Origin of the sequence: Membranihabitans marinus, assembly GCF_019802045.1 — a bacterium.
Classification (GTDB): domain Bacteria; phylum Bacteroidota; class Bacteroidia; order Chitinophagales; family Saprospiraceae; genus Membranihabitans; species Membranihabitans marinus_A.
The window spans coordinates 236,432-262,499 of the sequence record NZ_JAHVHU010000006.1 but is presented as its reverse complement, the minus strand read 5'-3'; the positions used below and the strand labels follow the sequence as shown (position 1 = coordinate 262,499).

The 26,068-nt window shown below is 45.7% G+C and carries 24 protein-coding genes; 15 read left to right on the top strand and 9 right to left on the bottom strand.

From position 1 onward, the window contains the following. Positions 1-143 precede the first annotated feature (143 nt). From recR to KUV50_RS07035, 5 genes are all read left to right on the top strand, one after another. Positions 144-764, top strand: a complete 621-nt coding sequence (recR, locus tag KUV50_RS07055) for a recombination mediator RecR (protein ID WP_222579400.1) — start codon at positions 144-146, stop codon at positions 762-764. After that, positions 764-1,981, top strand: coding sequence for a glycosyltransferase family 2 protein (locus KUV50_RS07050; protein WP_222579399.1), 1,218 nt, complete (start codon positions 764-766; stop codon positions 1,979-1,981). The genes recR and KUV50_RS07050 overlap by 1 nt, the downstream gene beginning before the upstream one ends. A gap of 107 nt (positions 1,982-2,088) precedes the next feature. Beyond that, the gene (locus KUV50_RS07045) at positions 2,089-3,288 is read left to right on the top strand and encodes a M20 family metallopeptidase (protein ID WP_222579398.1); all 1,200 of its coding nucleotides are present in this window, start codon (positions 2,089-2,091) and stop codon (positions 3,286-3,288) included. A gap of 128 nt (positions 3,289-3,416) precedes the next feature. Next, positions 3,417-4,682, top strand: a complete 1,266-nt coding sequence (locus tag KUV50_RS07040; protein ID WP_222579397.1) for a sigma-54-dependent transcriptional regulator — start codon at positions 3,417-3,419, stop codon at positions 4,680-4,682. Positions 4,683-4,763: 81 nt separating this feature from the next. After that, complete coding sequence (locus KUV50_RS07035; protein WP_222579396.1) at positions 4,764-5,492, top strand: TIGR00730 family Rossman fold protein; 729 nt, start codon at positions 4,764-4,766, stop codon at positions 5,490-5,492. Positions 5,493-5,532: 40 nt separating this feature from the next. On the opposite strand, the gene KUV50_RS07030 is transcribed toward KUV50_RS07035, so the two are convergent. The 6 genes from KUV50_RS07030 to hemC all read right to left on the bottom strand — a co-directional run bounded on the left by KUV50_RS07030 (position 5,533) and on the right by hemC (position 12,363). Further along, the gene (locus KUV50_RS07030; protein ID WP_222579395.1) at positions 5,533-7,383 is read right to left on the bottom strand and encodes a putative porin; all 1,851 of its coding nucleotides are present in this window, start codon (positions 7,381-7,383) and stop codon (positions 5,533-5,535) included. Positions 7,384-7,464: 81 nt separating this feature from the next. Continuing rightward, a complete protein-coding gene (locus KUV50_RS07025) occupies positions 7,465-8,268 on the bottom strand; it encodes an enoyl-ACP reductase (RefSeq protein WP_222579394.1) in 804 nt (267 codons plus the stop codon). Between the two features lie 38 nt (positions 8,269-8,306). Next, complete coding sequence (gene recN, locus KUV50_RS07020) at positions 8,307-9,974, bottom strand: DNA repair protein RecN (RefSeq protein WP_222579393.1); 1,668 nt, start codon at positions 9,972-9,974, stop codon at positions 8,307-8,309. 232 nt (positions 9,975-10,206) lie between these two features. Next, positions 10,207-10,899, bottom strand: coding sequence for a uroporphyrinogen-III synthase (locus tag KUV50_RS07015; RefSeq protein WP_222579392.1), 693 nt, complete (start codon positions 10,897-10,899; stop codon positions 10,207-10,209). Further along, on the bottom strand, positions 10,896-11,480 hold the full coding sequence (locus tag KUV50_RS07010; protein ID WP_222579391.1) for a hypothetical protein: 585 nt from the start codon (positions 11,478-11,480) through the stop codon (positions 10,896-10,898). The genes KUV50_RS07015 and KUV50_RS07010 overlap by 4 nt, the downstream gene beginning before the upstream one ends. Continuing rightward, entirely contained in the window at positions 11,464-12,363 is a 900-nt protein-coding gene (gene hemC / locus KUV50_RS07005; RefSeq protein ID WP_261395032.1) for a hydroxymethylbilane synthase, read from the bottom strand. The genes KUV50_RS07010 and hemC overlap by 17 nt, the downstream gene beginning before the upstream one ends. A 26-nt stretch (positions 12,364-12,389) precedes the next feature. On the opposite strand from hemC, the gene lpxD reads away from it, so the two are divergent. From lpxD to KUV50_RS06980, 5 genes are all read left to right on the top strand, one after another. Beyond that, positions 12,390-13,424 carry a UDP-3-O-(3-hydroxymyristoyl)glucosamine N-acyltransferase gene (lpxD, locus tag KUV50_RS07000; RefSeq protein WP_222579390.1) on the top strand — a complete coding sequence of 345 codons (1,035 nt, stop codon included), beginning with the start codon at positions 12,390-12,392 and terminating at the stop codon, positions 13,422-13,424. 81 nt (positions 13,425-13,505) lie between these two features. After that, complete coding sequence (locus tag KUV50_RS06995; protein ID WP_222579389.1) at positions 13,506-14,420, top strand: UDP-3-O-acyl-N-acetylglucosamine deacetylase; 915 nt, start codon at positions 13,506-13,508, stop codon at positions 14,418-14,420. Then, complete coding sequence (gene fabZ, locus KUV50_RS06990) at positions 14,413-14,907, top strand: 3-hydroxyacyl-ACP dehydratase FabZ (RefSeq protein ID WP_222579388.1); 495 nt, start codon at positions 14,413-14,415, stop codon at positions 14,905-14,907. The genes KUV50_RS06995 and fabZ overlap by 8 nt, the downstream gene beginning before the upstream one ends. Further along, on the top strand, positions 14,904-15,689 hold the full coding sequence (lpxA, locus tag KUV50_RS06985) for an acyl-ACP--UDP-N-acetylglucosamine O-acyltransferase (protein WP_222579387.1): 786 nt from the start codon (positions 14,904-14,906) through the stop codon (positions 15,687-15,689). The genes fabZ and lpxA overlap by 4 nt, the downstream gene beginning before the upstream one ends. Positions 15,690-15,695: 6 nt before the next feature. Beyond that, a complete protein-coding gene (locus tag KUV50_RS06980) occupies positions 15,696-16,328 on the top strand; it encodes an ATP-binding cassette domain-containing protein (RefSeq protein ID WP_222579386.1) in 633 nt (210 codons plus the stop codon). 100 nt (positions 16,329-16,428) lie between these two features. Here the strand turns inward: KUV50_RS06980 and KUV50_RS06975 are convergent, their stop codons facing one another. From KUV50_RS06975 to KUV50_RS06965, 3 genes are all read right to left on the bottom strand, one after another. After that, positions 16,429-16,566 carry a hypothetical protein gene (locus KUV50_RS06975; protein ID WP_222579385.1) on the bottom strand — a complete coding sequence of 46 codons (138 nt, stop codon included), beginning with the start codon at positions 16,564-16,566 and terminating at the stop codon, positions 16,429-16,431. 137 nt (positions 16,567-16,703) lie between these two features. Further along, a complete protein-coding gene (locus tag KUV50_RS06970) occupies positions 16,704-17,045 on the bottom strand; it encodes a MerR family transcriptional regulator (protein ID WP_222579384.1) in 342 nt (113 codons plus the stop codon). A gap of 40 nt (positions 17,046-17,085) precedes the next feature. Further along, on the bottom strand, positions 17,086-18,072 hold the full coding sequence (locus tag KUV50_RS06965) for a M23 family metallopeptidase (protein WP_222579383.1): 987 nt from the start codon (positions 18,070-18,072) through the stop codon (positions 17,086-17,088). Positions 18,073-18,202: 130 nt separating this feature from the next. Here KUV50_RS06965 and alaS point away from each other — a divergent pair, with 130 nt between their 5' ends. The 5 genes from alaS to KUV50_RS06940 all read left to right on the top strand — a co-directional run bounded on the left by alaS (position 18,203) and on the right by KUV50_RS06940 (position 26,006). Next, positions 18,203-20,854 (top strand): alanine--tRNA ligase, encoded by a 2,652-nt coding sequence (gene alaS, locus KUV50_RS06960; protein WP_222579382.1) that lies wholly within the window; start codon positions 18,203-18,205, stop codon positions 20,852-20,854. Continuing rightward, positions 20,854-21,150 carry a hypothetical protein gene (locus tag KUV50_RS06955; RefSeq protein WP_222579381.1) on the top strand — a complete coding sequence of 99 codons (297 nt, stop codon included), beginning with the start codon at positions 20,854-20,856 and terminating at the stop codon, positions 21,148-21,150. Before alaS ends, KUV50_RS06955 begins: the two co-directional genes overlap by 1 nt. Before the next feature lie 3 nt (positions 21,151-21,153). Then, complete coding sequence (locus tag KUV50_RS06950) at positions 21,154-22,155, top strand: Gfo/Idh/MocA family protein (RefSeq protein WP_222579380.1); 1,002 nt, start codon at positions 21,154-21,156, stop codon at positions 22,153-22,155. After that, positions 22,152-23,558: a sugar transferase gene (locus KUV50_RS06945; RefSeq protein ID WP_222579379.1), complete on the top strand. Its 1,407-nt coding sequence runs from the start codon at positions 22,152-22,154 to the stop codon at positions 23,556-23,558. Before KUV50_RS06950 ends, KUV50_RS06945 begins: the two co-directional genes overlap by 4 nt. 75 nt (positions 23,559-23,633) lie before the next feature. Then, positions 23,634-26,006 carry a M14 family zinc carboxypeptidase gene (locus tag KUV50_RS06940; protein ID WP_222579378.1) on the top strand — a complete coding sequence of 791 codons (2,373 nt, stop codon included), beginning with the start codon at positions 23,634-23,636 and terminating at the stop codon, positions 26,004-26,006. Positions 26,007-26,068: the final 62 nt, after the last annotated feature.

Here is a 26,068-nt window from a genome sequence, read left to right as displayed (position 1 = left end):
AAACTCAACTCGCAGGGAATAAACCCGGGTTTTGAATTTCAACGCACTACTTCCCTTTTTCAAGTCAGCCACGGCAAAGATAAATAAACAAATTATAAATGATAATACCATGGAAGCGATAAAGAAAATGTTATTTTTGAGGCATGAATCATTTACCCAGTAGCTTTGAAGCCCTGATCCATTCATTGAGCCAGCTCCCGGGAATCGGAAAGAAGACCGCTATGCGCCTGGCCATGCATATCGTGGACCACAAAAAAAATGTTATCCCGGAGTTTTTATCATCCCTGGAACAGGTCGATGCCCAATTGACCAATTGTACGGTTTGCGGGAACTATGCAGATGATGCCGTGTGCACGATTTGCCGAAATCCCAAACGTCGGACCGGCGTGGTGTGTGTGGTCGAAAGCGTGAAAGATTTGATCGCAATCGAAGAAACCGGACAGTTTTCAGGCAGCTATCACGTCCTGGGCGGTTTGATTTCACCCATTGACGGAATCGGCCCCGACGATCTTCGCATCGATCAGCTGCTGAACCGGATCAAAGGGGAAGAAATCACAGAATTGATTATGGCGATTAGCTCGACCATCGAAGGAGACACCACCTTATATTATATCTCCCAGCAGGTTCATGATGACGTCTCAGTCAGTTCCATAGCCCGGGGTGTGGCTTTCGGAGGCGAACTGGAGTATGCGGACGATTTTACACTCGGACGAGCTATTCTGCGACGCACGCCGATCGACCAGCTGTTTAACGGAGATCGCTGATGGAACTGTCGGTAATTGTCGTGAATTACAACGTCCGGTATTTTCTTCGGATCTGCCTGGAATCGCTGCACGCGGCTACTGCCGGGATGGAAAGCGAAATTATTGTAGTAGATAACGCCTCTTCGGATGGTTCTGTGGATATGATCCGAAACCAGTTCCCCGCCGTTGATCTGATCGTCAATACAGAAAACACAGGATTCGGGCGGGCATGTAATGATGCATTGGCCCGGGCCAGCGGCCGGTATGTGCTTTTTATTAATCCCGATACCGTCGTGGGAGAGTCTCTGCTGACTGAGGCGATCAAAAATTTTGAATCGGATGATCAGACCGGGGCAGTCGGCGTATGTCTTTTGGACGGAAATGGTCAGGTGCTTCGGGAATCTAAGCGATCCATTCCATCGTTGTGGTCTTCATTCACCAAATTTTCCGGGTTGAGTGATGTTTTTAAGAACATTCCTTTCTTCAATGGGTATTATTTTCCGACGCTCCGCTATGACGAGACCGGCGACATTGATGTGTTACCGGGAGCATTTATGCTTATCCGAAAAAAAGTCCTGGATGACATCGGGGGGTTTGATCCCCGATTCTTTATGTATGCGGAAGACATTGATCTATCCTATCGGATTACCCGGGCCGGGTACCGGATCCGCTATGTTGGTTCATTGCACGTGATCCATTTTAAAGGAGAAAGTACCCAGAAAGATTTGTCGTCTTATACTACTACCTTTTACCAGTCGATGCGGCTGTTTATCCAGAAATACACCGGTGAGTTGTATACCCCTTTTGTAGCCGGTTTATTGCAGGGTATTGTACGAGGTATTGAAAATATGCAAAAAGTACAGAGAAGGATGCGTCGGCCACAGAGGAAGCACCGAAAACAGGGGCTGGCTGAATGCCTTTTTGTGTTGTCCAATGGTGATCAACTGACTTCGGTCCTGAATAAATCAGCACGCCAGGTGGTCCAGATTCCGGAAGAAGGTCATGGAAAGGCACCCTTCTATTTGCGCTACCTGCCTTCGTATCTTCACGCCCATCGGAACAGTGCACTGGTGGTTGATTTTCGCAGCCTCACTTTTGATCGTATTGTAGAGATTTGGAAACAAGAACGAACGAGCCCATTTTATGTGGCTGACAGTGACCACTCATTTATCATTAGCTCTCATAATAAGGAAAATCAAGGGGAAGTATATGTTTTTGATAGAACAGGCGAGCATTGACTTTTTAAGTATTAGTTTTTAGTTTTGAATGGAGACTTGTAGGAGGTCAAGTAACCAGTAACCAGTAACCAGTAACCAATAACCAATAATCAGTAACCGAAAAAACCATGCAGCACAGCGAACAAATAAAAGATTTGAGCAAAGAAATCCTGGATGAGGTCGTAGCGATGCGCCGGCATATACACCGCCATCCCGAACTTTCATTTGAAGAAAAGAATACCTCGCAATTCATCGCTGGAAAACTGAAAGAATGGGGCATCCCTTATAAAGAAAAGGTCGGGGGCTACGGTGTGGTCGGAATGATTTCGGGGAAGGACACGAATGGAAAGACCGTGGCCTTGCGGGCAGATATGGATGCTCTGCCTATCCAGGAAGAGAATCAAGTGGAATATGCATCAACCAATCCCGGCGTAATGCATGCCTGCGGCCACGATGTACATACTTCATCGCTGCTGGGGTCGGCATATGTACTAAATCAATTGCGGGACCAGTTTTCGGGACGCATCAAATTGATATTTCAACCCGCTGAAGAACAATTGCCGGGGGGAGCCTCGCTGATGATCAAAGCGGGAGTTCTAGAAAATCCGGCGCCGGATGTCATCCTCGGACAACATGTCCATCCGCCTTTGGAGGCTGGAAAGGTGGGGTTTCGCCCCGGTCAGTACATGGCTTCCAGCGATGAGATTTTTCTGACGGTAAACGGAAAGGGCGGCCACGGTGCCATGCCGCACAAGGGGGTGGACACCACACTGGTATCGGCTCATATCATCGTCGCGTTACAACAAATCGTCAGCCGGCGGTCTGACCCAACCAGCCCATCCGTGCTCACGCTAGGGAAAATTTATAGTGATGGTGGTTCGACGAACATTATCCCCGAAACGGTTCATATTCAAGGCACCTTCCGGGCGATGGATGAAGACTGGCGCTATCAGGCCCATGAACTCATCCGACAGACCGCCCGCCATACGGCACTCGCACTGGGCGCCGAGGTGGATGTAAATATTAAAGTGGGGTATCCGTTTTTATACAATCATCCTGAAACAACCCGTAAAATGCGTGGACGGGCGGAAGCGTTTTTGGGGCCGGAGCAGGTCGTCGATCTGCCCATACGGATGACCGCTGAGGATTTTGCGTACTATTCCCACGAAATGGATGCTTGTTTTTACCGATTGGGCGTCGCTGATCCGGGTCAACCGGGCGCACGTCAACTTCATACCTCGACTTTTGATGTCAACGAGGATTGTTTTGAGACCAGTGTGGGTTTGACCGCTTTTTTGACGCTGGCCGAACTTTCTGACTGTCAGTGAGATACCGGGCTTCTGTTAAAGAGAAAGTAAAATATTGATTTTTTTGTTTTGAAATTCAGGGTAAAAAGTTCTATATTTGACATATTATAAGAATTCATAATATATAAAATCCCTAAAACCTGATGCCCATGGCCCGAATTTTAATAGTCGATGATGAAGATGCTATACGACGAACCCTCAAGGATATCCTGACCTATGAAAAGTTTAAGGTGGAAGAAGCCAAGGATGGAATGGAAGGTTTGGCTAAAATCAAAAAGAATAGTTATGATGTTGTGCTGATGGACATCAAAATGCCCAACATGGATGGCATGGACGCGCTGGAGCGTCTGCAGGATATTCAGCCCGATCTCCCAGTCATTATGATCAGTGGGCATGCGAACATTGACAATGCGGTCGAAGCCGTCAAAAAAGGAGCCTTTGACTTTATTTCCAAGCCGCCTGATCTCAATCGTCTTTTGATTACGGTGCGCAATGCCTTGGAACAGGGGCATCTGGTTCATGAGAAAAAGAACCTTCAGCGGAAGGTCAACAACGCAGCGATCCAGGATATGATTGGTCAATCTGCCGCATTGGAACAGGTTCGGGACATGGTAGATAAAGTAGCCCCCACTGAAGCTCGGGTATTGATCACCGGCGACAACGGGACCGGCAAAGAATTGGTGGCCGGGTGGATCCACGCCAAAAGCGAACGGTCCGATAAACCACTGATCGCCGTTAACTGTGCAGCGATTCCTGCAGAGCTTATTGAAAGCGAACTTTTTGGACATGAAAAAGGTTCTTTTACCACGGCTGTAAAACAGCGGATCGGGAAGTTTGAACAAGCGAACAACGGGACGCTCTTTCTTGACGAGGTGGGAGATATGAGTTTGTCTGCACAGGCGAAAGTGCTTCGTGCGCTGGAGGAACGCCGTATCATGCGGGTCGGTGGCGATAAAATGATCGCCGTGAATGTACGGGTCCTGGCTGCGACCAATAAAGATTTGGCCCAAGAAATAAGGGATGGAAAATTTAGAGAAGATTTGTTTCACCGCCTTCAGGTGATCAATATCAAGGTGCCTTCGCTCAATGATCGCCGGGAAGACATACCTGAATTAGTGGCCTATTTTACAGAGAAAATCTGCTCGAACAACGGCTATCCCATCAAGAAATTTACCAAAGAATCCATTGCCATGTTGCAGCAGCACAATTGGACTGGCAATATTCGGGAGTTGCGGAACGTGGTCGAACGATTGATTATTCTGAGTTCCGGAAATATAGATGGTGCTATGGTCACCAAGTATGTGAATCCGGATGCGTACAGCAAACCGGGAATAAAAGATTTTATTAACCGGTTTTCCTCTCTGGAAGAAGCCACTGAATATTTAGAGCGAGCGTATAACCAAGATAGTTTGTAAGCTGTAGTCCGTGGTCGGTAGGGTGTAGAGCCTCTGACCAATGTGATAGAAACCAATAGGAGAACAACCAAAAAAGAAAATATGCCAGAGAACAATGATATTGATAAACAACCACAGAAGTCAAAAAAGCAATGGCGAAATCTTAAAGGAGACAATTCCTGGACTTTATTCAAAGTGGTTGCAGAAATTGTAGATGGTTTTGAGACTTTAAATGCGGTGGGCCCATGTGTTTCCATATTTGGATCAGCTCGGACCAAATCTGATCACGATTACTACAAAGCAGCGACCTATATTGCCCGTCGGTTGGTTCAGGAGGGCTATGGCGTGATTACGGGCGGTGGTCCCGGCGTGATGGAAGCTGGTAATCGCGGAGCCCACATGGAAGACGGGGTTTCGGTCGGGCTGAACATCGAACTCCCTTTTGAGTCGGGCTACAATAAGTATATCAACCCACGAAAGAATTTATCGCATCGGTATTTTTTCGTTCGCAAGGTGATGTTTGTCAAGTATGCACAGGCTATTGTTGTGATGCCGGGTGGATATGGAACCCTGGATGAATTGTTTGAAGTACTGACTTTGGTGCAAACCAAGACCATTTCTAAGATTCCGATTATTTTGTTTGGGTCGGATTACTGGTCTGGACTGAAAAATTGGTTGCACGATGTGGTTTATCAGATGGAAGGAAATATTCATGAAGCGGATTTGGATTTGCTGCCCATTACAGATGACGTGGAAGAAGTGATTTCCTATATCTGTGAGTTTTATGAAGGAGAAAAAGAAGGCAAGTTGCAACCCAACTTCGAGTTGTAATTAACCACACCGACCAGAGCAATCTTTCGCCAAAAATACCTCAATTTCTGAAAATCCATTCGATTCCCAGCCGAAGTGCCGGGTCCATCAGCGGATAATGGTAGGTGTCGTACAGAATCGTGTTTTTCTGCCAGAATAAATTACTGTTTTCCATCCGGATGAAGAACTTAAAAGTCCGAACCCGGAAAGCAAAAAACGGGTGGACCCGGTATTCTCCGGCTAACATTTGATTTGCGGGCACGAACGACTGCGTATAGGGCAGGTAGTAGTAGGTCTGGTGCGCATTTTTCCAATAGACCGTTAATCCCAGATTGAGGTGCATGCGGTTTTTGAACCATTTATCTTCGATGTAGATCGAATGACGCCCGGATAGCGTGGGGTAATAGGGATGGACACCGTCCGATGAACGGAATGCCAGTTCATTCTCCAGATGAAATATACCCAGATGCAACCGAAGCTCTGGTGATATGGTTACTGACGTCTGCTGGTTGATGGTGTCCGGCAGGCCCTGTTCGTTCAAATAACTCAGGTTGCTTTGAAAGAGTTGGGATAAAGAAATACCTGCTGTCAGTTTCTCCGATTCGTATTGGATGGTTCCGCCAAGGAGCTGAGTGAACATGGAAGGTGGCGAATTTGCCCAGGTTTTATCCCCAGAAAAATTTTGATAGCGAAAGAGCCATGGAGCTGCTGTGCGTTTTAGTGCGGCGTGGCCCGAGACTCCAAAACCTCTCCAATTCGTTCCGATCTCCCCGGATAGATCAAAGTACAGTTTATTGTCAAATATTCTTAAATCGAGATGGCTGCTGAGGTCGATGTATTCGGACTGAAAATTCAAATCCCCTTGCTGTACAAACTCCTGCCAATTTTCACTGTCGTCTGTAAAATTCAGTTGATTAAGGTGGATACCCGTAAGGGATCGAAGCGTAAATACAGATCGGGCGCTGTCTGAAAACTCCAGGACGGCACCGGGGAGTACACTCGTTTTTTTCAGATAAGTGTTCAGACCATCGACACCGGATATATTATAGGCTGGAAAAAAGGCTTCTTCTGTGCGAGGTGCTTCGCTGGTGGTGCTAATCTGCCGTTGCCCCACATCCACCCGGGCACCTATATTGACCCCATAATTCCGAAAACGCAGGGCTTTTAACATAAAACCCGCGCGACCGGTCTTGCTGTCATCACGGGATAATCCGTTTTGGAACTGAACAGGGTAGCCGGCTCGGTTGTCGTAAATATCTTGCTGCGGCCCGAAATAAAGCGAGTCCGTGGTAATCCCGCCATTGTTGTTTTGTTGAAAAACTTCGGAAGCGAAAAGAATATAGCCATACCACTTTTCCTTGTCAAAGGTCAATCCGGTATGAAAAATAGTGTTGTAACTCTTTTGATTCAGGTAGTCACCGGTGTAGTTGTACCTATTGTGGTCAAGAGCAAAACTGACGTCATTGATCTTTCGTGCAAAGTAGCCGTCAAATATGCTTTGATTGACCTGCGGCGTCTGGATGTAGGTTACCTTGGTGATGGGTAGCCCATCCTGAATAAATAAGAGGTCATCAAATTTTTTCCGGTAGGGGTCGAACGCTCGGTATCCCAGATCCCATCCGGCATCTTTGGGAATATAATACTGCGGACCGTATACCGGAGAACCCGAATACCCCAAAGTCATCAGGTGCGGCCACTGATCTTCTATAGGACCTGTAGTATGAAAATTTCCCTGCAAGGTGGTGTCTGTAATGATGTCGTCCTTGGCACGCAACTGATAGTCTGTGTACTGAATCGTATCGTTGATTTCCGTGGATTCAGATTGTTCTGAAGATTGAAGCTCGGTCTGAGCCACGACCCAGGGAGTGGTCAGGAACCATACGATGATTAATTTTACAAATTGTTTCGGCACGATCATAAATTTCATTCCTCTCCCTGGGGTTCCGTGCTCCTTCGCTGCAGGGCTGGTGACCCCTGCAGGCGGTAGGCACCATTATTTGTCCAATATCGCCGGGTTCATTCCCATGGATGAAAAACCACCATCGTGATACAGGTTTTGCATGGTCACCATCCGGGTATAGTCCGAAAACAAAGTGATGCAATAGTCTGCGCAATCATCTGCAGTAGCATTTCCCAGCGGGGACATCTTATCTGCATAATCAAAAAATTCGTGAAACCCTTTCACGCCTTGTCCGGCTGTTGTCATGGTCGGAGATTGGGAAATGGTGTTGACTCTGACTTTGTTCTTCACAGCCCAATGGTAGCCGAAGCTTCGTGCAAAAGATTCCAAAAGAGCTTTTGACTCGGCCATTTCACTATAATCCGGGAAGGTCCGTTGGGCAGCGATGTAGCTCAGCGCCAGGATGCTCCCCCACTCATTCACAGCATTGAGTTTCATGGCGGTTTGCATGACTTTATGAAAGGAGATAGCGGATACATCAAAGGTTTTTTCCATCCACGAGTAATTGAGCTCGGTGTAGGGTTTGTTTTTACGGACATTTACCGACATCCCGATGGAATGTAGAATAAAGTCAACGGGACCACCCAGGATTTCCATCGATTTGGAGAGCAGGTTTTCGAGATCTTCTTCGCTGGTGGCATCCGCGGGTATGACTTCGGCATTCAATGAATCGGCGAGTTCTTGTATTTGCCCCATCCGGAGTGCTACCGGTGCATTCGTTAAGGTGATTTTGGCACCTTCTTCCACTGCTTTTTCAGCAACTTTCCAGGCCATGGACTGGTCATCCAGTGCGCCAAAAATGATTCCTTTCTTACCTTCAAGTAAATTGTGTCCCATTTATAATATTATTTTGATCGTAACGAATGTATAAATAATTAATGACTTAGTGTTTTTTCCAAAAGATACTTTGCGTTTTCCAGGGCGGATGAACTGGGCGGATCACTGCTCATCATTATGGCCAGTTCTGTAATGCGTTCCTCTTTTTCCAGCTCCCGGATTTGAGATTCTGTTTTCTGTCCCGTTACTTCTTTGTACACGAACAGATGCTTGTCGGCCCGGGAAGCTACTTGTGGAGAGTGTGTGATGCAGATCACCTGATGATGTCGACCAAGATTGTAGAGCAAGGTTCCCATTTTGTCTGCTGCAGAACCGGATACAGCAGCATCGATTTCATCAAATACGATGGTTGGCAGCGGGATAGAACGAGCGATCAGAGCTTTGATGGACAAGGCCAGTCTGGAAATTTCACCCCCCGAAGCTACTTTTTCGACGGGTGAGAGTGCGACCCCGGGATTCGCAGAGAACAAAAACTTCAATTCGTCCCGACCGTGATCATTCAATTCATCCGCCGGGTGTATTTCAATCTTGAAATCAGCTTTGCCCAGATTGAGCAAGGTCAGATGTTCCAAAACCGCATCCCGGATGGGAGCAACTTGTTCTTTACGTGCTTGCGACAGGCTGTCCGCTTTCTGATGAAGCTCTTTTTCCAGGCGTCCGATCTCATCTTCCAACGCCTGTGTAGCGGTGTCGGTTTGCTCGATCTGGGCCAATTCGTCTTCCAGATTTTTTGTGAGTCTGGTGAGGGACTCTGCATCATCGAGGTGGTGCTTTTTAACGACTTTAAAAATCTCGGCCATTCGGTTTTCGATCCAGTCCGATCGCCCCGGGTCGACCTCTACAAGATCATCCAGCTGTGTGATTTCCTTGTAAAGATCTTCCAGTTCGATGTAATTGGATTCCAGGCGGGAGTTGAGCCGTTTAAGGGCTTCCATGTTGCCTTGAATAGCAGTCACGCGATGAATCAATCCACGAAATTGGTCGAGAAGATTGTTCTCAGCGCCCTCAAATAGATGATCGGCCAACTGAATAATATCTGAGATGTCAGCGGCATTCTTGACCACGTTGAGTTCCTCTTCCAATTCCTGGAATTCACCGGGTTGATATTGCAACTTTTGTATTTCATGGAGTTGAAATTCCAAAAAGTCTTTTTTTTGCCGAAGCGTTGCGAACTGTTCCCGCTGTGTTCTTAAATCCGTTTTACGCTTTTTTAATTGCGTAAAAAGCTGTTGATACTGAATCGTTTCTTTTAATTGACCGGCAAGACTGTCGATGACCTGAAACTGAAACCGTCGGTCTCTCAAAAAATGGCTGTCAAATTGTTCATGGATATCGATCAGATGATCGGCCAGACTTTTTAGTGTCGTAAGATTAACCAGGTTGTCATTAACAAATGCTCTGGACTTGCCGTTCGATCGGATTTCTCGTCGTAAGACGGTGATCGGTTCATAATCCAGCTCCTCGGTTTCGAAGACCGGTTCCAGGTCATAAGCCTGGAGATCAAAGGTGCCTTCGATAACACAGGTTTGATCCTGATTTGCGACCAGCGATGTATCTGCCCGCTGACCGAGAATAAGGTTCAATGCCCCCAGTAATATGGATTTTCCAGCACCAGTTTCACCCGTGATCGTCGTCAGATGATCCGAGAATTGGATGGTCAACTCATCGATGAGCACGAAATTTTTTATATGGAGTGATTTCAGCATTCAGATATCATAATACACAATGAGCAGCAAAGATCCATAAAAGTTTGGATATATTATAATGGGGCGCTACGCTTTTGGAGCGCTTTGTTTTTGGGATTCTGCGCCTCCCAGGTTTGCTACGGAAGGCAAACAGTAGGACGCTGGCGCTTTGGGTATTGGGACGCTGCGCTGTTGATTAATGGTACGCTATGTCGCTCTGCTTTGCAACTTATCGCTGATGCATATCTTTATTTTACAATTTGAGCACCTTTTTCAGTTCATCATAGAGGGCATCCTCTGAAGGTGTTTCGGCAATGTAGATCTTGTCTTCGGGAACATTGAGGGTGAGCAGGGTATCCGCTGTCGGTTGTCCAATGGCGATGCAGGCCTGTTCCGGTTCGGTATTGTTTTCAAAAAAAGCAATGGCGTTGCGTCCACTGGTAAAAATACCAATGTCTACCGGAGGAAATTCCTTTTCGATCAATTGGTTGTCATAGATGACGATGTGACTGGCGTCTCGATGCTCTGAAATTAATTGATAAAGCCTGTTGCGGGAATGGGATGCCCGGAAAAAAACCACCGATTCTGAGGGCTTACTGTGTTCCAGAAATTGGGTAGCGATCTCTTCGGCCTCACCACGGCCTACAAAATCGCTGGTAATGCCCCACCCTTTGAGTGACTCTGCAGTGCCTTCGCCCATGGCTGCCCAACGGATGTCTTTCATCTTAGGATTGGATTTCCATTTTTGCTCCCATTGCTTTGCAAAGCATTCCACTCCATTTTTGCTGTAAAAAAAGAACCAGTCAGCGACCGGTAATTGGTCTACCGGATTGGGGTGAATGCTAATCAACGATTCATGAATGAGGGTGACCCCTGCGGCGGATTCTACCTGGCGAAGCGGACTGTCAGGATCCAGGGCTCTCGAAATAAAAATATGTGTTTTCAAAATATATCATCTAGTTCTCCCCGTTGCCAGAGGTGATTAAAGCATTTCGTGGTAGCCAGAACGTCGTTCCGGGCATTGTTCGGACCGGCGTATCCGGCATCAAAGCAGGCGACGTGTAATTCAGTCAATGTCGGCCACTTGTATCGGCCATCTCTTCCTTCCAGCTTGCAAAAATAAGTGGACTCCTGCATGAGGCAATATTTTTCTGAATGATGAAGTCGGTGATTGATCCCATGCCGCACGTATTCCGCCCCGACCACATTCTCATTGTAATTGAGATTGAAGGAAAAAATGTATTCGGCTTTGTCAACCACTGTTTTAAATTTATTAAGAACTTCTTCGATGTCCTTGCCTTCTTCTTCTATTTGATTTAAATCCAGTTTGTGCAGACGAAGTGACTTTTCCGGAATTTCAAGCGCATGGTTTTTGATTAAATGGTTCTCATCTTCCACCAGATTCCCTTCATCATCATAAGCCAACCAGGATATATGAATCATTCGTGGCCAGTTAAAGGTATCGGTGTATGGTTTTTTATAGCTTTTGGGTTTCCCCGCCGCTGAGGTGTCAAATAGTAGTATCATTCTTGAGTTTTTTTACAATAGTTTCTGCTAATTCGTGATCGGTACTGGCAGAATACTGAACAAAACGCAACGGATGTTTCCAGTCTTCAGCAAAACAAGCCCAGACGTGTAAATAGCCATTGTTGTCTTTGACACAATAGGCACCCAGGGGCATATGACATCCGCCGCCCATTTGCTGGAGGATTCTACGTTCCACGTTGGTGGTTTCAATCAACTTCTTGTCTGTTAATTTGCCCAGAGTCTTGCGAAGTTCTATGTTTTCTTCCCGGGTCTGAAAGGCGACGATGCCCTGACCGGGTGCCGGAACAAATTCCCGGGGGTTGAGTGTCAGTGTTTCCAGTTTCGTAAGATCTGCGTCGATGCGGTCTACGCCCGCCCGGGCAATAATAATTGCATCGAATTCTTTTTCTCTTAGTTTTTTGATCCGGGTCGGGACATTGCCCCGAATATCCTTAATGCCTACGTCCGGTCGATAGTATTTGATCAGTCCTTTTCGGCGTTGAGACGACGTTCCGACCACGGCATTTTTTCGCAATTTAAATGGTTGATCGTTTTCAAAACTTTCCGGGTTGATCAAAAGTATATCCGATGGATTGGCCCGGTCAGAAAGACCAGCGGTCACCAGACCTTCCGGACTCTGTGTCGGCAAATCCTTCAGTGAGTGCACAGCTACGTCAATCGTCTTATTCAACAGCGCATCTTCGATTTCCTTGGTGAAAAAGCCTTTGCCTTCTATTTTGTCAAAGCTCAGATTCTTCGCCACATCCCCTTTGGTTTTAATTATCTTTATTTCACTTTCCATATCGTTGTCCTGGAGAAGCGATGCAAAATAATTTGCCTGCCAAAGTGCTAATTTACTGCCTCGGGTACCAATTTTTATCATGGCAATTTCTTATGTTTGAGAAAAAGATGAAAGTAAAGGTACATCAAATTGCTGATCTAATAAAAGCAGAAGTGGAAGGAAATCCTGATGAAATGATTACACATCCGGATAAAATAGAGACGGCGGGTCGCGGAGCCATTACTTTTTTTTCCAATCCAAAGTACGAAAAATATCTTTATTCCACACAAGCGGCAGCGGTATTAATCGATGCGAATTACCAACTTTCAAAACCCGTTCCGGCAACCTTGCTTCGGGTGGAAAATGTTTATCTGGCGCTTTCTGAACTTTTTTCATTTTTTGATCAAAACAAACCCAAACCGGCTGAAATATCCAACCAGGCAAGTATTCATGCGGGAGCAACGCTGGGGAAAGATGCTTTTGTCGGTGCATTTACGGTCATTGAAGCGGATGTGTCAATAGGTGATCATGCTCAGATTGGGAGTCAGGTTTACATCGGCGCTGGTGTTCACATCGGGGACCATGTGCGGATCCATCCAGGCGTGAAGATATACCATGGTTGCCAGATCGGTGACCATGTCGTACTGCATGCGAATGCAGTTATTGGCAGCGATGGATTTGGATTTGCACAAGATGACAAAGGTCAGTACACCAAAATTCCTCAAATAGGTCACGTGGAGATTGGCGATTATGTGGAGATCGGCGCCAATACAGTAATCGACCGTGCTTCGATGGGTAAGACGATTCTCCACCAGGGCGTCAAACTGGATAATCTCATACAAATTGGGCACAATGTCGTGATCGGTAGCAATACCGTGATTGCTGCGCAGACCGGTATTTCCGGGAGTACGCATATCGGAGAAAACAACCAAATCGGGGGACAGGTCGGTACAGCTGGACACATTAGCATCGGATCCAATTTGAAAATAGGAGGAGGAACGGGGATTATTTCAGATATTAAGGATGGTGGCAATTATTTTGGGACACCGGCCATGCCGCTCAAAAATTTTATGCGTTCGTACGCCATATTCAGGCAATTGCCTGCAATGGATAAGGATTTGCACCAATTAAAAAAGACAGTCGCGGAGAACAAGAAGCGCTGAGATAGTTCTTAGATAGCCGTCCAGTTTTATATGTTTTCAAGTGGAATCTGTTATCTTTGCCAAATTATCTAATCCATACCTATGCGAAAAACACTTCGAGCGCACTTTTCTGTTAAAGGAACTGGTATCCATACGGGTGTTTATGCCGAAGTGGAGGTTCTTCCTTCTTTTTCTGAAAAAGGAATTTATTTTTCTTATCAGAATGCGGCCAGTGGTGAGCAAGGATACATTCCATGCCATGTCGCCAATGTGGTTTCTACACGGCGGTGCACGGTGTTGGGTAATGGCGAACACACAGTCTCCACGGTGGAGCATTTACTGGCTACTCTTCATGCGAATGGAATCACCGATGCTGAGCTGAAGATTGACGGGCCCGAGGTTCCGATACTTGATGGAAGTGGAGCAGAAATTCAAAAAAAAATTGATGAAGCTGGAATCGAGGAGTACGAAGGAGATGACTGGAGTGTGCTGGTCATTGATGAACCGTTGGAATTCACTTGTCATACCAGCGGTGCAGAATACCACCTGACGCCCAGTGAAGCGTATGAACTGGAAGCCGTTTTAGAATATGACAATGCGCTGTTGGGCGGGATGAAGGCGGATTGGCAATACGGTGATGATTATGCCGAAAAGATTGCACCAGCACGGACTTTTAGCCTGTATAGTGAAGTAGCCGGACTGCTGAAAGGAGGGATGATTCAGGGCGGGTCCCTAAAAAATGCGCTGGTGGTACTGGACGATGATCTGACCGAAGAAGATGTGAAATCAGATTTAAATAAATACATTTCAGGTGGTTCGGACGTTTCAATAAGGAACCATGTGATTAATGGGCCTATGTTTTTTGAAAATGAACCGGCCCGGCACAAGATATTGGATTTATTAGGTGATTTATCTTTACTGAATCTCCGTATTCAAGGCCGTGTATCCGCTACCCGGCCGGGGCATACCGGAAACTATAATTTAGCCAGATATCTAATTAATGCATTCTATGGATAACAATAACGAAAAACAAATTCCACATTATGATCCAAATCAAACGCCGGTCAAGGATATCCGGGAGATTATGGATATGTTGCCGCATCGCTACCCGTTCTTATTGGTAGATAAGATCATCGAACTGAGTGCGGACAAAGTGGTCGGAATCAAAAATATTACGATGAATGAAGCCTGTTTTCAGGGTCATTTTCCAGGCAATCCCATATTTCCGGGGGTCTTACAGGTCGAAGCATTGGCCCAAACTGGCGGTATTTTGGCCTTGTCACAGATGAATCAGGATGTAAAATGGGATACTTATTTTTTGAAAATTGATAACACCAAATTTCGAAAGATGGTTGGCCCGGGTGATACACTGATCCTGGTCATGGAATTGATTCATCCGATTCGTAGAGGATTCTGCCACATGCACGGAAGAACGTATGTGGGGGACACATTGGTCTCAGAAGGTGATTTTACCGCTAAAATTGAAAAGAGAAAGAACTCATGATTGTGAATGATAATGCCTTTATCCATCCCGCGGCAAAACTGGGGAGCGATGTAAAAGTAGATCCTTTTTCAACCATAGCAGGTGATGTAGAAATCGGAGAAGGAACATGGATCGGCTCCCATGTGACCATCATGGATGGTGTGAAAATAGGCCGAAACTGTAATATTTTTCCGGGTGCTGTACTCGGTGCTATTCCACAAGATCTCAAATATAGTGGTGAAGATACCCGACTTATCATTGGTGATAATGTAACGATCAGAGAGTATTGCACGCTCAACAAAGGAACCGAAGCCGGTGGTTCGACCACGATTGGTGATAATTGTTTGTTAATGGCCTATGTACACATCGCGCATGATTGTATACTGGATAACAATTGCGTACTGGCAAATTGTGTGAATCTTGCTGGTCACATTCACCTGGAGCCATTTGTCCAGCTCGGCGGATTGACGGCGGTCCATCAGTTTGTGAAGATTGGTGCACATAGCTTTGTAGGCGGAGGATCACTGGTGCGAAAAGATGTGCCGCCATATATCAAAGCTGCCCGGGAACCGTTGGCGTTTTCAGGGGTGAATACGATTGGCCTGCGTCGCCGTGGGTTTTCATCCGAAGCCGTTCATGAGATCGAAGACATCTACCGTACCTTGTACGTAAAAGGCAACAATGTGCGTCAGGCTGTGGAGCAAATCAGTGCGCATGCACCTGACTCCGAATACAAGAAGGCTATTCTGGATTTTATTGAAAATAGTGAACGAGGGCTGATCCGCGGATATAAAAATCGATAAACGCCCATGCCTGGACTCCTTATTGAGGCTGAAAATATTAGCAAAGAATACAATTATACATCCATTTTCCAGCAGCTGAACGGCCACTTTGAAAGTGATCAATCGGTCGCTGTACTCGGAGATAACGGGAGCGGAAAATCAACCTTGCTTCAGATATTGTCCGGAATGACAGAACCCACAAGTGGTGTGGTCACATGGAGGTACGACGATAAAAAAATTCCTGATTATCGTTGGTATGAATACTTGTCTTATTGTTCACCTCATCTTTATTTTGATCCCCGGTTTACTGTCGATGAAATCATCAGGCAGTTTCAGCGGGTTAAGCAGTTCCAAAATGATCTGACCCATGATGACCTGATTGAATTGATGCGATTTCAACCCCATCGATCCAAGTACATCAATGAATTGAGTAGTGGTATGAATCAACGCGTCCGGTTGGTCCTAACCATTTGTGCTGATGTGCCCGCATTGTTCCTGGATGAGCCATGCTCAAACCTAGATCAACAAGGCGTGGACTGGTATCATGAACTCATCTCCACGTATGGACCCGGTAAACTCATCTTTGTCGCCTCCAATGATCCCCGGGAATTTGACTTTTGTGAAAAACGTTTGTCTTTGATGGATTTTAAGAAGCACTAACCCACTTTATTCACCACGTCAATCTAGTATGATGCATTATCCTCGGGACAGAGCCCTCCCACAGCCAAGGCGGGGCCAGGTTGGTTCACTAATCCAAGGTTCACCGAACCCTTGTGCCCCGACAAAGCCGAGGCTTCATTCGCTCATCTTCATCAAAGATGGATTTACCATCTTGGGTCTGCGCTGCACTCCGACTATATTCAGCCATTCCTTGCATCTGCACCTGTCTAACTGCCATTAAAACAATAATCAACGCCAGGTAGGTAAATCAAAAGCCGTGAATTTTCGGGGCTAAGACGGTAGTCAGTAGCCGCTGGTAGACCAGGGAAGTGGCGGGTAGTACAGTAGTAGTACACCCCAAGCAAGTGGTAAAATCTAAGTGCTAAATTTTTTCTGCATCGAGCGCAGTCCCGACCGAACCTTTTTTAACCGGTCGATGATTTCATCCAGATTTTTTTCTTTCTCCTGCCGTTTTTTATAGGCTGCTTTTGCACCTTCGATTGTAAATCCTTCTTCCTTCAGGAGCGTGTAAATGGTTTTAATTCTTCGAATATCTTTCGTGGTATACCGCCGGTCTCCCTTTCGGTTTTTTCCCGGACTGATTTGTGGAAACTCTGTTTCCCAGTACCGCAATAAGGATGTAGATACATCGAACATGTCTGCAACTTCTCCGATGGAGTAGTATAGTTTGGTCAGCTTGTCGATGTCTAAGTTCATAAATGGGCGCCTATGGATATGATCCGGATTTCAAAGGGTGTTAATCGAGTGATTTATTGGATTCTGCGGCTTTCTCAACCAACTGGCTGTATTCTTCAGGAGAGAGCCCATCTAATACATACTGAATAGGATTTACTGCCTTTCCCTTGTAGTGTACTTCATAATGCAAATGGGGTGCCGTCGAAGTACCGGTATCTCCTATCAGACCGATGACTTCTCCTTTTTTCACTTCCTGACCTTCTTTGACCAGTATTTTGTGCATGTGAGCATACAGGGTCTCGTATCCGTAGCCGTGATTTATTTTTATGCTCAGACCATACCCCGTGGATTTGTTTTCTACCCGTTCGACCACCCCATCTCCGGTAGCTTGAATCTCTGTTCCTTCGGGTGCGGTAAAGTCAATTCCTTTGTGAAACTTCAAAATTTTATGGATGGGGTGCATCCGCATTCCGAAACCGGAAAGATAGTTGATCTTTCGTGCGAGTTTATCTTGTCGGACGGGTTTGATCGAAGGGGTAGAGCTCAGCCTGCTTTCCCGCTCCAGGGTCATGGTCTCCAGCTTGTCCAATGCCATGGACTGTAAGCTCAATTTTCGGGACAGTCCATCGGCATTGTTGAGTGTCGAAACCAACAGATCTTTGGTGTCGTAATCAATGAGCTCGTCGTATTGACGGTGTCCGCCGATACCGCCATTCCACACATTATCATCCATGGGTTTTGTACCAAAAAGGATCTCATGGATATTGGAATTTCTCTGATGGATGTTTTCTAACACGGAATTGAGCGTAGCCATGCGTTCGTTGACCAGATTAAATTTCACTTTCATCTGCTCAAGTTCCTGACTCAATTGCTGTTCTTTCAGTTTAATTTCCGGAATAAATGTTCCCAGGTAATTGAATGACAAGTATCCGGTAATCGCGGAAATTAATAAAAAAGCCGTCGCTTTTAAAAGTGTTTTGGAGACCGATTTTTTAACTTTGTCATACTGTAAAGTGTCGGGGTTAAATACAAATTGTTCTTTACTCATTTTATAGATCGAATTGCGATAATAATAGTACTTTTGATCAACGGTATAATTGTTGAATCATTATCGGAGTTGGGAAACGAAAGTACAAATTTAACAAACTACTTCACGTTATAAAAAAATTTAACATTTGATGAATTCTGGCGAAATTAGACAACGGTTTTTTTCCTACTTTGAGGACAAAGGTCATAAGATTGTTCCATCCGCACCCATTGTTAACAAGAATGATCCGACATTATTGTTCACCAATGCCGGGATGAATCAATTCAAGGATTATTTTCTCGGTACCAAAAAGATCGAGAATACGCGCGTAGCTGATACACAAAAATGTCTTCGGGTGTCCGGCAAGCACAATGATCTGGAGGAAGTCGGTGTGGACGGATACCATCACACGATGTTTGAAATGCTGGGGAATTGGTCATTTGGCGACTATTTTAAAGAAGAAATTATCGACTGGTCCTTCGATTTGCTGACAGAGGTGTATGGATTGCCCCAGGAACGGTTGTATGCCACTGTTTTTGAAGGGGACCAGGGGGATGGATTGACCAAAGATCAGGAGGCGGAAGATCTCTGGAAGAAGTACCTGCCGGAAGACCGTATCCTGGAAGGTTCCAAAAAGGATAATTTTTGGGAAATGGGTGACACCGGGCCCTGTGGTCCGTGTTCTGAGATTCACATCGACCTGCGCAGCGACGCCGATATCGATAAATTGCCCGGACGGGAATTGATCAATAAAGATCACCCACTGGTGGTGGAACTCTGGAATCTGGTATTTATTCAGTTTAACCGGTTGTCGGATGGTTCACTTCAGTCGCTGGACAAAAATCATGTTGATACCGGTATGGGCTTCGAGCGTCTGTGCATGGCAATTCAGGGAAAAACATCCAACTACGAAACGGATGTGTTTACTGGTTTGTTGGATAAAATAGGATCCATAACTCGTCACCAGTATCACAATTCGTATGAAGCCGATGCAAAGGTCGATATGACCTTTCGGGTGGTTGCTGATCATTTACGAGCGGTGGCGTTTACCATCATGGATGGACAAATCCCGGGTAACTCTGGGGCGGGCTATGTCATTCGGCGCATTCTGCGCAGAGCGGTCCGCTATTATTATACTTTTCTGGACTGGAAGGAGCCGTTGTTGCATCAGCTTGTCGGTACATTGGCCACCCAATTTGAAGCTGTGTTTCCTGAAATGAAAGCTCAGGAAACGTTTATCACAAAGGTGATTTATGAGGAAGAGAAAAGTTTTCTCCGGACCCTGGCGGAAGGTATCCAACGATTTCACCTGCTCGAAGCAAAAAATAATATGATTCAGGGTGAAGATGCCTTTTTGTTGTATGATACCTATGGTTTTCCGATTGATCTGACGCAATTAATGGCGCGGGAGATGAAGCTCGATGTAGACATTGCGGGGTTTAAGGAGGAACTGGAAAAACAAAAAAAACGGTCCCGTCAGGATGCTGCCCAAAAGGTTGGAGATTGGACGATCGTCCGTGAAACAGATCGTGATCCGGTGTTTTTGGGCTACGATCAGACCGAAGTTCAGGAAGCGCATATCCTGCGCTACCGTACCATTGAGAAGAAGAAAAGTACAATTCATCAGATCGTACTGGATCAGACCCCATTTTACGCAGAAGGGGGTGGACAGATCGGTGATACGGGGCTGATTCAGATGCAGGATGGTGAACGCTTGCTGGTGTTGGATACTGTCCGGGAAAATGATCTGATCGTACATCTGACGGATCGTTTGCCTAATGATCCGGCGCAGAATCTGACCGGGCATGTAGATCACGATCGAAGACATCGGATTGCACTCAATCACTCAGCAACCCATCTGCTTCATGCTGCATTGCGCCAGGTGTTGGGAAAACACGTACAGCAAAAAGGATCACTCGTCGCAGAAACCCACCTGCGTTTTGATTTTAGTCATTACGAAAAGATCAGTGAAGAACAACTTTCAGAAGTAGAGCGGATTGTAAATGAAAAAATCAGTCAAAATATCCCACTGCAGGAGGACCGGTCAATGGCCTTGGACGAGGCGAGGAAAGCCGGCGCCATGATGCTATTTGGAGAGAAATATGGTGAAACCGTTCGCATGATCACTTTTGATCCCGATTATTCACGGGAACTCTGTGGAGGAATCCATGTGAACCGGACCAGTGAGATTCGATTGTTTAAGATAACCAGTGAAAGCTCTGTGGCAGCAGGAATACGTCGGGTTGAAGCCCGTACAGGAACAGCAGCAGTTCAGTTTTTGGAAGACCAGGTGAATGAGCTTAACGCTATTCGGCGTCTTTTCCGCTCGACGGGTAATATCAAAGGACAAATAGAAAAACTACTATCGGAGAATGCTTCATTGACGGCAGATTTAATGGCTTTTCAACAAGAACAAAATCAAAATTTGCGGCAGAAACTGACGGATAAAGCGATTCGGCAGGATGACTATGCCCTGGTGGCTGAGGAGGTGGAGGACCTGGACGGAGATCAACTTAAAAACCTGGTTTACGAGCTTGGTGATAAATTGGCGCCTGCAGTGATAGTAATCGGGAACCGGCAGAAAGAAAAAGCCCAGCTGATGGTGTACATTGATAAAACATTGACCGATATTTTTGATTTCCATGCCGGTAAACTAATCCGCGATGCCGCGCCTTTGATCAGTGGCGGGGGTGGGGGACAACCGTTTTTTGCTACGGCAGGCGGAAAAAATCCAGACGGGCTACATGACGCAGTAGAGCGAATAGTGCGTGCGATCGAAACCGCTACAAACACTAAAAAATAATGGTATTTAATTATTTCTATACGATCGTATTTTTAGTCAGCGTTCTATTGTTTCTGAATATTATAAACCGCATTTTATTTATGCGGTTTGTGAAGCGTTTGCCTGCTACGCAAGCCGGACTCAAGGTGAATGATCTGCTGGATCAGAAGACATTTGCCAATCTTATTGGTAAATTGAATTCGCAAGAACAGGAAAAAGCCATTAAGACGCGGTCGTGGCTGATCCGGATCATTGTAGCCATGTTCGTTGTCATTGTATTGATTATTATCGTTGGAATACTTTCGTATATAGCTTAAATCATGAATATAGGGATTATTGGAGTCGGACATCTGGGAAGGATACACATACGGTGTATAAAAGATATCTCGGACTATAAAATTGTAGGAATTTATGATGCGGACCCTAATCATGCCCGGAAGGTTGGTGAAGAATTTGGAGTGCCTGTGTTTGATGATTTGGATCAATTGCTGGATCTGACGGAGGCAGTAAGCATCGTGACCCCCACGACGACGCATTTTGATATAGCCCGGCGAGCACTGGAAAAGAAAAAGCATGTGTTTATAGAAAAACCTGTGACAGACACTTCTGAGAAAGCCCGAAAACTGTTGGCACTCGCCCGGGAAAAAGGTGTGAAAGTACAAGTAGGACACGTGGAACGGTTTAATCCGGCACTGCTGGCTCTGGAAGGAGAGATTCTGAAGCCTGCTTTTGTCGAAGTGCATCGTCTGGCCAACTACAATCCACGAAGTATGGATGTATCTGTCATCCAGGACCTCATGATCCATGATCTGGATATCCTATTGCATTTTATTGATCAACCGGTCCGTGATGTCCGTGCCAACGGACTCAATATTATAAGCCCGACCGAAGATATTTGCAGCGCACGGATCGAATTTGAGAATGGTGCTGTGGCCAATGTTACTGCTTCCAGGGTTTCTGTGAAAAACATGCGAAAGATGCGCTTGTTTCAGTCGGACGCTTATATCTCGATTGATTTTCTTGACAAAAAATCTCAGGTGATCCGGATTGATGACGAAAAGAAAGGCAAAGACGCCATGGCTCTGGATATGGGAGACCGTCAAAAATTCATCACGATCAATCATATCGAAGGACCCCAAACCAATGCGATTATGCAAGAGTTTGAATCATTTTATCAATCCATTGATGAAAATACGCCGGAAGTGGTATCCCTGAACGATGGGCTTCGAGCACTGGAACTGGCGGAGCAAATCCAGAAGGCAGTTTCCCGTCAACAAAAAACAAATGATTTTACTCACCCTGCTGACGGTGGTATGGCATGAGAAGTGTCCGGCGCAGAGCATTGATTCTTTATGCGGCCATGGATGTTGTCATCAGTGGCGGAGTATGGCTGTTGTTCCAATTCAACCGGTCCAGATCTTCCTATGAAGTATTTGCCGCAGAATATCTAACCGATAGTTTGGATCTGCTTCGTTTCAGCATTGTTCCCCTCTTTTGGCTTTTTCTCTTTCTTTTTGTGGATGAATATCAGGACCCGTATCGGAAGACACGGTTTCGAACGCTGTCACGCACTTTTTGGCATGTCATTTTGGGGGTTTTGTTGCTGTATTTCTTCCAGCTTCTGGGTGCCGATTCCCCCGGTATGGATGTGGTGCTTTCTTATTTTCTGACCCAGTTCTTAACCATCGGAATAGCCCGGATCATATATCTGACCATCCTGCATGATCAGATCCAGAAAGGCCAGGTAGCATTTAACACTTTACTTATCGGGAGCAATGAACGGGCGTGGAATCTTTACCGTGAAGTACATGAACAAAAGGAATATCCGGGGTACAATATTATAGGCTATATCAATATCAACGGAACCACAGATCCCCGGCTTTCCGATTCATTGAAGCACCTTGGCGGGGTAAATGACATCGATAAAGTGATAAAAAGTCATCAAATCGAGGAAGGGCTGGTCGCACTGGAAGACAACGAATACACCAAACTTCGAACCGTTTTGGATGCATTGTTTGATTATTCAGGACAATTGACCATCCGGATCATTCCGGACTTGTATGACATCCTATTGGGGAAGGTGCGATTAAATTATGTTTTTGGTGCGATTTTGATTGAGGTTGAACGGGAGATTATGCCCCGGTGGCAACGGGTGCTCAAACGGGTGTTTGATATCACTGTATCGGTTTTGGTATTTCTCCTTTTCTGGTGGTTGTACCTGTACATTGCGATCCGGGTTCGTTTCTCTTCCAAAGGTCCCATATTTTATACGCAGGAGCGCATCGGAAAAGGCGGTGTGCCATTTAATATTTACAAATTCCGGTCGATGAAAGTTAACGCTGAAGAAGCAGGTCCGCAATTGTCCTTTGAGGGCGATGATCGGTGTACGCCCTGGGGTAGTGTGATGCGTAAATGGCGGATCGACGAACTTCCTCAATTTTGGAATGTGCTTAAAGGTGAAATGTCGCTGGTGGGGCCCCGACCGGAGCGGAAGTATTACATTGATAAAATCATGGAGGTGGCTCCCCACTACAAGCATTTGTTGCGTATCAAACCGGGTATTACCTCCTGGGGGCAAGTCAAGTACGGCTATGCGTCTACCGTGGAAGAGATGATCCAGCGATTAAAATATGATATTCTCTATATCGAGAACCGGTCTTTTGCATTGGATCTGAAAATACTGTTCTATACCACCCTCGTGTTGATTAAAGGATCCGGAAAATAATTCATATACTAATTTAATTTAATATCTTTGTGCAGCGAAGCTATTAACCGTACCAAAATCCGAATTAGCCTACCTATGACCATCAGTAAATTCATTTTGTTTTCCCTGGCAATGATGGCAGGAATTGTATCTGCTTATTCCCAGGCTTCAGTGTATAAAAGAATCGCCCTCTCCCAGGCAGACTATGAATTGGCCCGGCCCTGGATCGAAGCCGATCACGTTCATCAGCAAGGAGATAAAGTCGTGGTGGAAATGTTAGCGGCCCGCTTGGACAAGCTACATAATTCAGGTTTATCGTACGAAGTGCTGGTCGAGGACATGACCACATTTTATCAACAACAGAATCGAGAAATAAAATACCGTTCGCGCAATACATCCTGTGATGAATACAACCGGCCTGTGCCGCAAAATTTTAAACTGGGCTCCATGGGGGGGTATCTGACCCTGGAAGAACTCGAATCTGAATTGGATGATATGCACGCAAAATTTCCGGATTTGATCACCAAAGCACAGCCTGTATCGACGTTTAAGACCTACGAGGGTCGGCCCATTTTGTGGACGGCAATCACCGGTTCCACAAACCAAAGTGGGGCCAAGAAGAATGTGTTGTATACAGCATTGCACCACGCCCGGGAGCCCCTTAGTATGCACCAGTTGGTTTACTTTATGTGGTACCTGTTGGAGAATTACCATTCCGATCCCCATGTACAGCATATTTTGGATAATACACAACTCTATTTTATCCCGTGCGTAAACCCGGACGGATATGCTTATAATGCTGCTGTCTCACCGGAAGGCGGAGGGATGTGGCGGAAGAACAGGCGCCCGGTAGGAAATGGAAATTTTGGGGTTGATCTTAATCGAAATTACGGGTATCAGTGGGGGTACAATAGCACAGGATCATCCGATGATCCGGCCTCTGACCTGTATCGGGGTTCAGTTGCTTTTTCCGAACCCGAAACTCAGGCTGTTAAGTGGTTCTGTGAAAATCACGATATTTTTTCTGCACTCAATTATCATTCATTTGGCGATTACCTGATCTATCCCTGGGGATATATGTCAGAACCGACGATGGAAGACAAGATTTATCAATCGTTGGCGCGTGGTCTGAGTTTCGAGAAGCGTATTCGCTATGGAACCAGCCGGGAAACCGTACTGTATACGACAAACGGAGATACGGACGACTGGATGTATGGAGAAACCCAATCAAAAAATAAAATTTATTCGATGACACCGGAAGTGGGACCGGCGGAATTTGGATTCTGGCCGCCGGAAGACAAAATTCAGATGCTTTGTGCCCGAGAATTAACTCAGAATCTAAGAATGGCTATGGCGCCGCATGGATTTGTGTTTATGGTTCCCTCTTCCGATCCCATATTTCACGGTGATCAACTGCAGTACCGGTATTACCTGTATCCCGTGACCACCGAAGATATAGCGGTTCAGGTGAAAATTACACCACTGACTTACAATATCAAGGATTACGATGAACAACTATATACCTTGGGCATAGGGAATAAAGAAGAATACCAATTGGATATTGATTTGCGGTCGGGAATGCAGGATGGAGAGTTAGTCCAATTCGTAATGACCCTGGACAACGGTACCCTAATCACGAATGATACCATGACCTATATTTATTCCAATAGCGATGATGGCATTGATGTCCTGGCCCGGTCCACCGACATCGAGAACTGGGTGCGTTCCAGTTCTTCTTCACACGAATGGGGAAATACGACCAGTGATTTTTATACAGCGCCTTCTTCCATTACAGATTCTCCTAATGGATTGTACGCTACCGCGGAAGAAAATGCAATCATCAGTGCAGAAAGCTACAAAATTCCCGGAGGGGAAGAAGTTTTCCTTAGCTTTAAGGCCCGGTGGGACATCACCTATGGTGAAGACTTTGCCCAACTGTCCATAAGTACGGATGGGGTAAACTTTACTCCGTTGTGCGGTCAACTCACCACGGAAAACTTTGATTACAAGGGGGATATTAGTCCGGTGTATACCGGAATTCAGAAGGAATGGCTGACCGAGAAAATATCACTGAATAATTATAAGGGACAAAAGGTCTACTTCAAATGGAATATGGTGTCTACTTCGGCGGATGCCAGAGATGGTATCTTTGTCGATGATATGAAAATCACCTATTCCCAAACCATCACCTCCAACCGGGACAATCTATTTTCAGAAAACCCTTATCACTTATTTCCCAATCCGGTGTCGGGAGGGGTCCTGTACCTTGACTCAAAATCAAATGATCCATCTGCAGCGGTCGATCGCTATGAAATACGGAACCAGTTGGGGCAGATCGTCCGGAAGCGACGAATGCATCAGACAGAGAATCACATTCGGGTTCAAGGCTTACCAGCCGGTCTCTATTATCTGAATCTGATGACTTCTTCTCAGCGGCTAAAGGCTAAAAAATTTGTGATTCTTCCTTAGGATTATTAAGAGATCTTTCTCTTAATAGCGACATTATATCTATATATTTGTCGATGCAAAAC

Coding starts and splice junctions, on each gene's coding strand:
- recR (WP_222579400.1), top strand. CDS start 144: ATGAATCATTTACCCAGTAGCTTTGAAGCCCTGATCCATTCATTGAGC.
- KUV50_RS07050 (WP_222579399.1), top strand. CDS start 764: ATGGAACTGTCGGTAATTGTCGTGAATTACAACGTCCGGTATTTTCTT.
- KUV50_RS07045 (WP_222579398.1), top strand. CDS start 2,089: ATGCAGCACAGCGAACAAATAAAAGATTTGAGCAAAGAAATCCTGGAT.
- KUV50_RS07040 (WP_222579397.1), top strand. CDS start 3,417: ATGGCCCGAATTTTAATAGTCGATGATGAAGATGCTATACGACGAACC.
- KUV50_RS07035 (WP_222579396.1), top strand. CDS start 4,764: ATGCCAGAGAACAATGATATTGATAAACAACCACAGAAGTCAAAAAAG.
- KUV50_RS07025 (WP_222579394.1), bottom strand. CDS start 8,268: ATGGGACACAATTTACTTGAAGGTAAGAAAGGAATCATTTTTGGCGCA.
- recN (WP_222579393.1), bottom strand. CDS start 9,974: ATGCTGAAATCACTCCATATAAAAAATTTCGTGCTCATCGATGAGTTG.
- KUV50_RS07010 (WP_222579391.1), bottom strand. CDS start 11,480: ATGATACTACTATTTGACACCTCAGCGGCGGGGAAACCCAAAAGCTAT.
- hemC (WP_261395032.1), bottom strand. CDS start 12,363: ATGATAAAAATTGGTACCCGAGGCAGTAAATTAGCACTTTGGCAGGCA.
- lpxD (WP_222579390.1), top strand. CDS start 12,390: ATGAAAGTAAAGGTACATCAAATTGCTGATCTAATAAAAGCAGAAGTG.
- KUV50_RS06995 (WP_222579389.1), top strand. CDS start 13,506: ATGCGAAAAACACTTCGAGCGCACTTTTCTGTTAAAGGAACTGGTATC.
- fabZ (WP_222579388.1), top strand. CDS start 14,413: ATGGATAACAATAACGAAAAACAAATTCCACATTATGATCCAAATCAA.
- lpxA (WP_222579387.1), top strand. CDS start 14,904: ATGATTGTGAATGATAATGCCTTTATCCATCCCGCGGCAAAACTGGGG.
- KUV50_RS06980 (WP_222579386.1), top strand. CDS start 15,696: ATGCCTGGACTCCTTATTGAGGCTGAAAATATTAGCAAAGAATACAAT.
- KUV50_RS06975 (WP_222579385.1), bottom strand. CDS start 16,566: ATGGCAGTTAGACAGGTGCAGATGCAAGGAATGGCTGAATATAGTCGG.
- KUV50_RS06970 (WP_222579384.1), bottom strand. CDS start 17,045: ATGAACTTAGACATCGACAAGCTGACCAAACTATACTACTCCATCGGA.
- KUV50_RS06965 (WP_222579383.1), bottom strand. CDS start 18,072: ATGAGTAAAGAACAATTTGTATTTAACCCCGACACTTTACAGTATGAC.
- alaS (WP_222579382.1), top strand. CDS start 18,203: ATGAATTCTGGCGAAATTAGACAACGGTTTTTTTCCTACTTTGAGGAC.
- KUV50_RS06955 (WP_222579381.1), top strand. CDS start 20,854: ATGGTATTTAATTATTTCTATACGATCGTATTTTTAGTCAGCGTTCTA.
- KUV50_RS06950 (WP_222579380.1), top strand. CDS start 21,154: ATGAATATAGGGATTATTGGAGTCGGACATCTGGGAAGGATACACATA.
- KUV50_RS06945 (WP_222579379.1), top strand. CDS start 22,152: ATGAGAAGTGTCCGGCGCAGAGCATTGATTCTTTATGCGGCCATGGAT.
- KUV50_RS06940 (WP_222579378.1), top strand. CDS start 23,634: ATGACCATCAGTAAATTCATTTTGTTTTCCCTGGCAATGATGGCAGGA.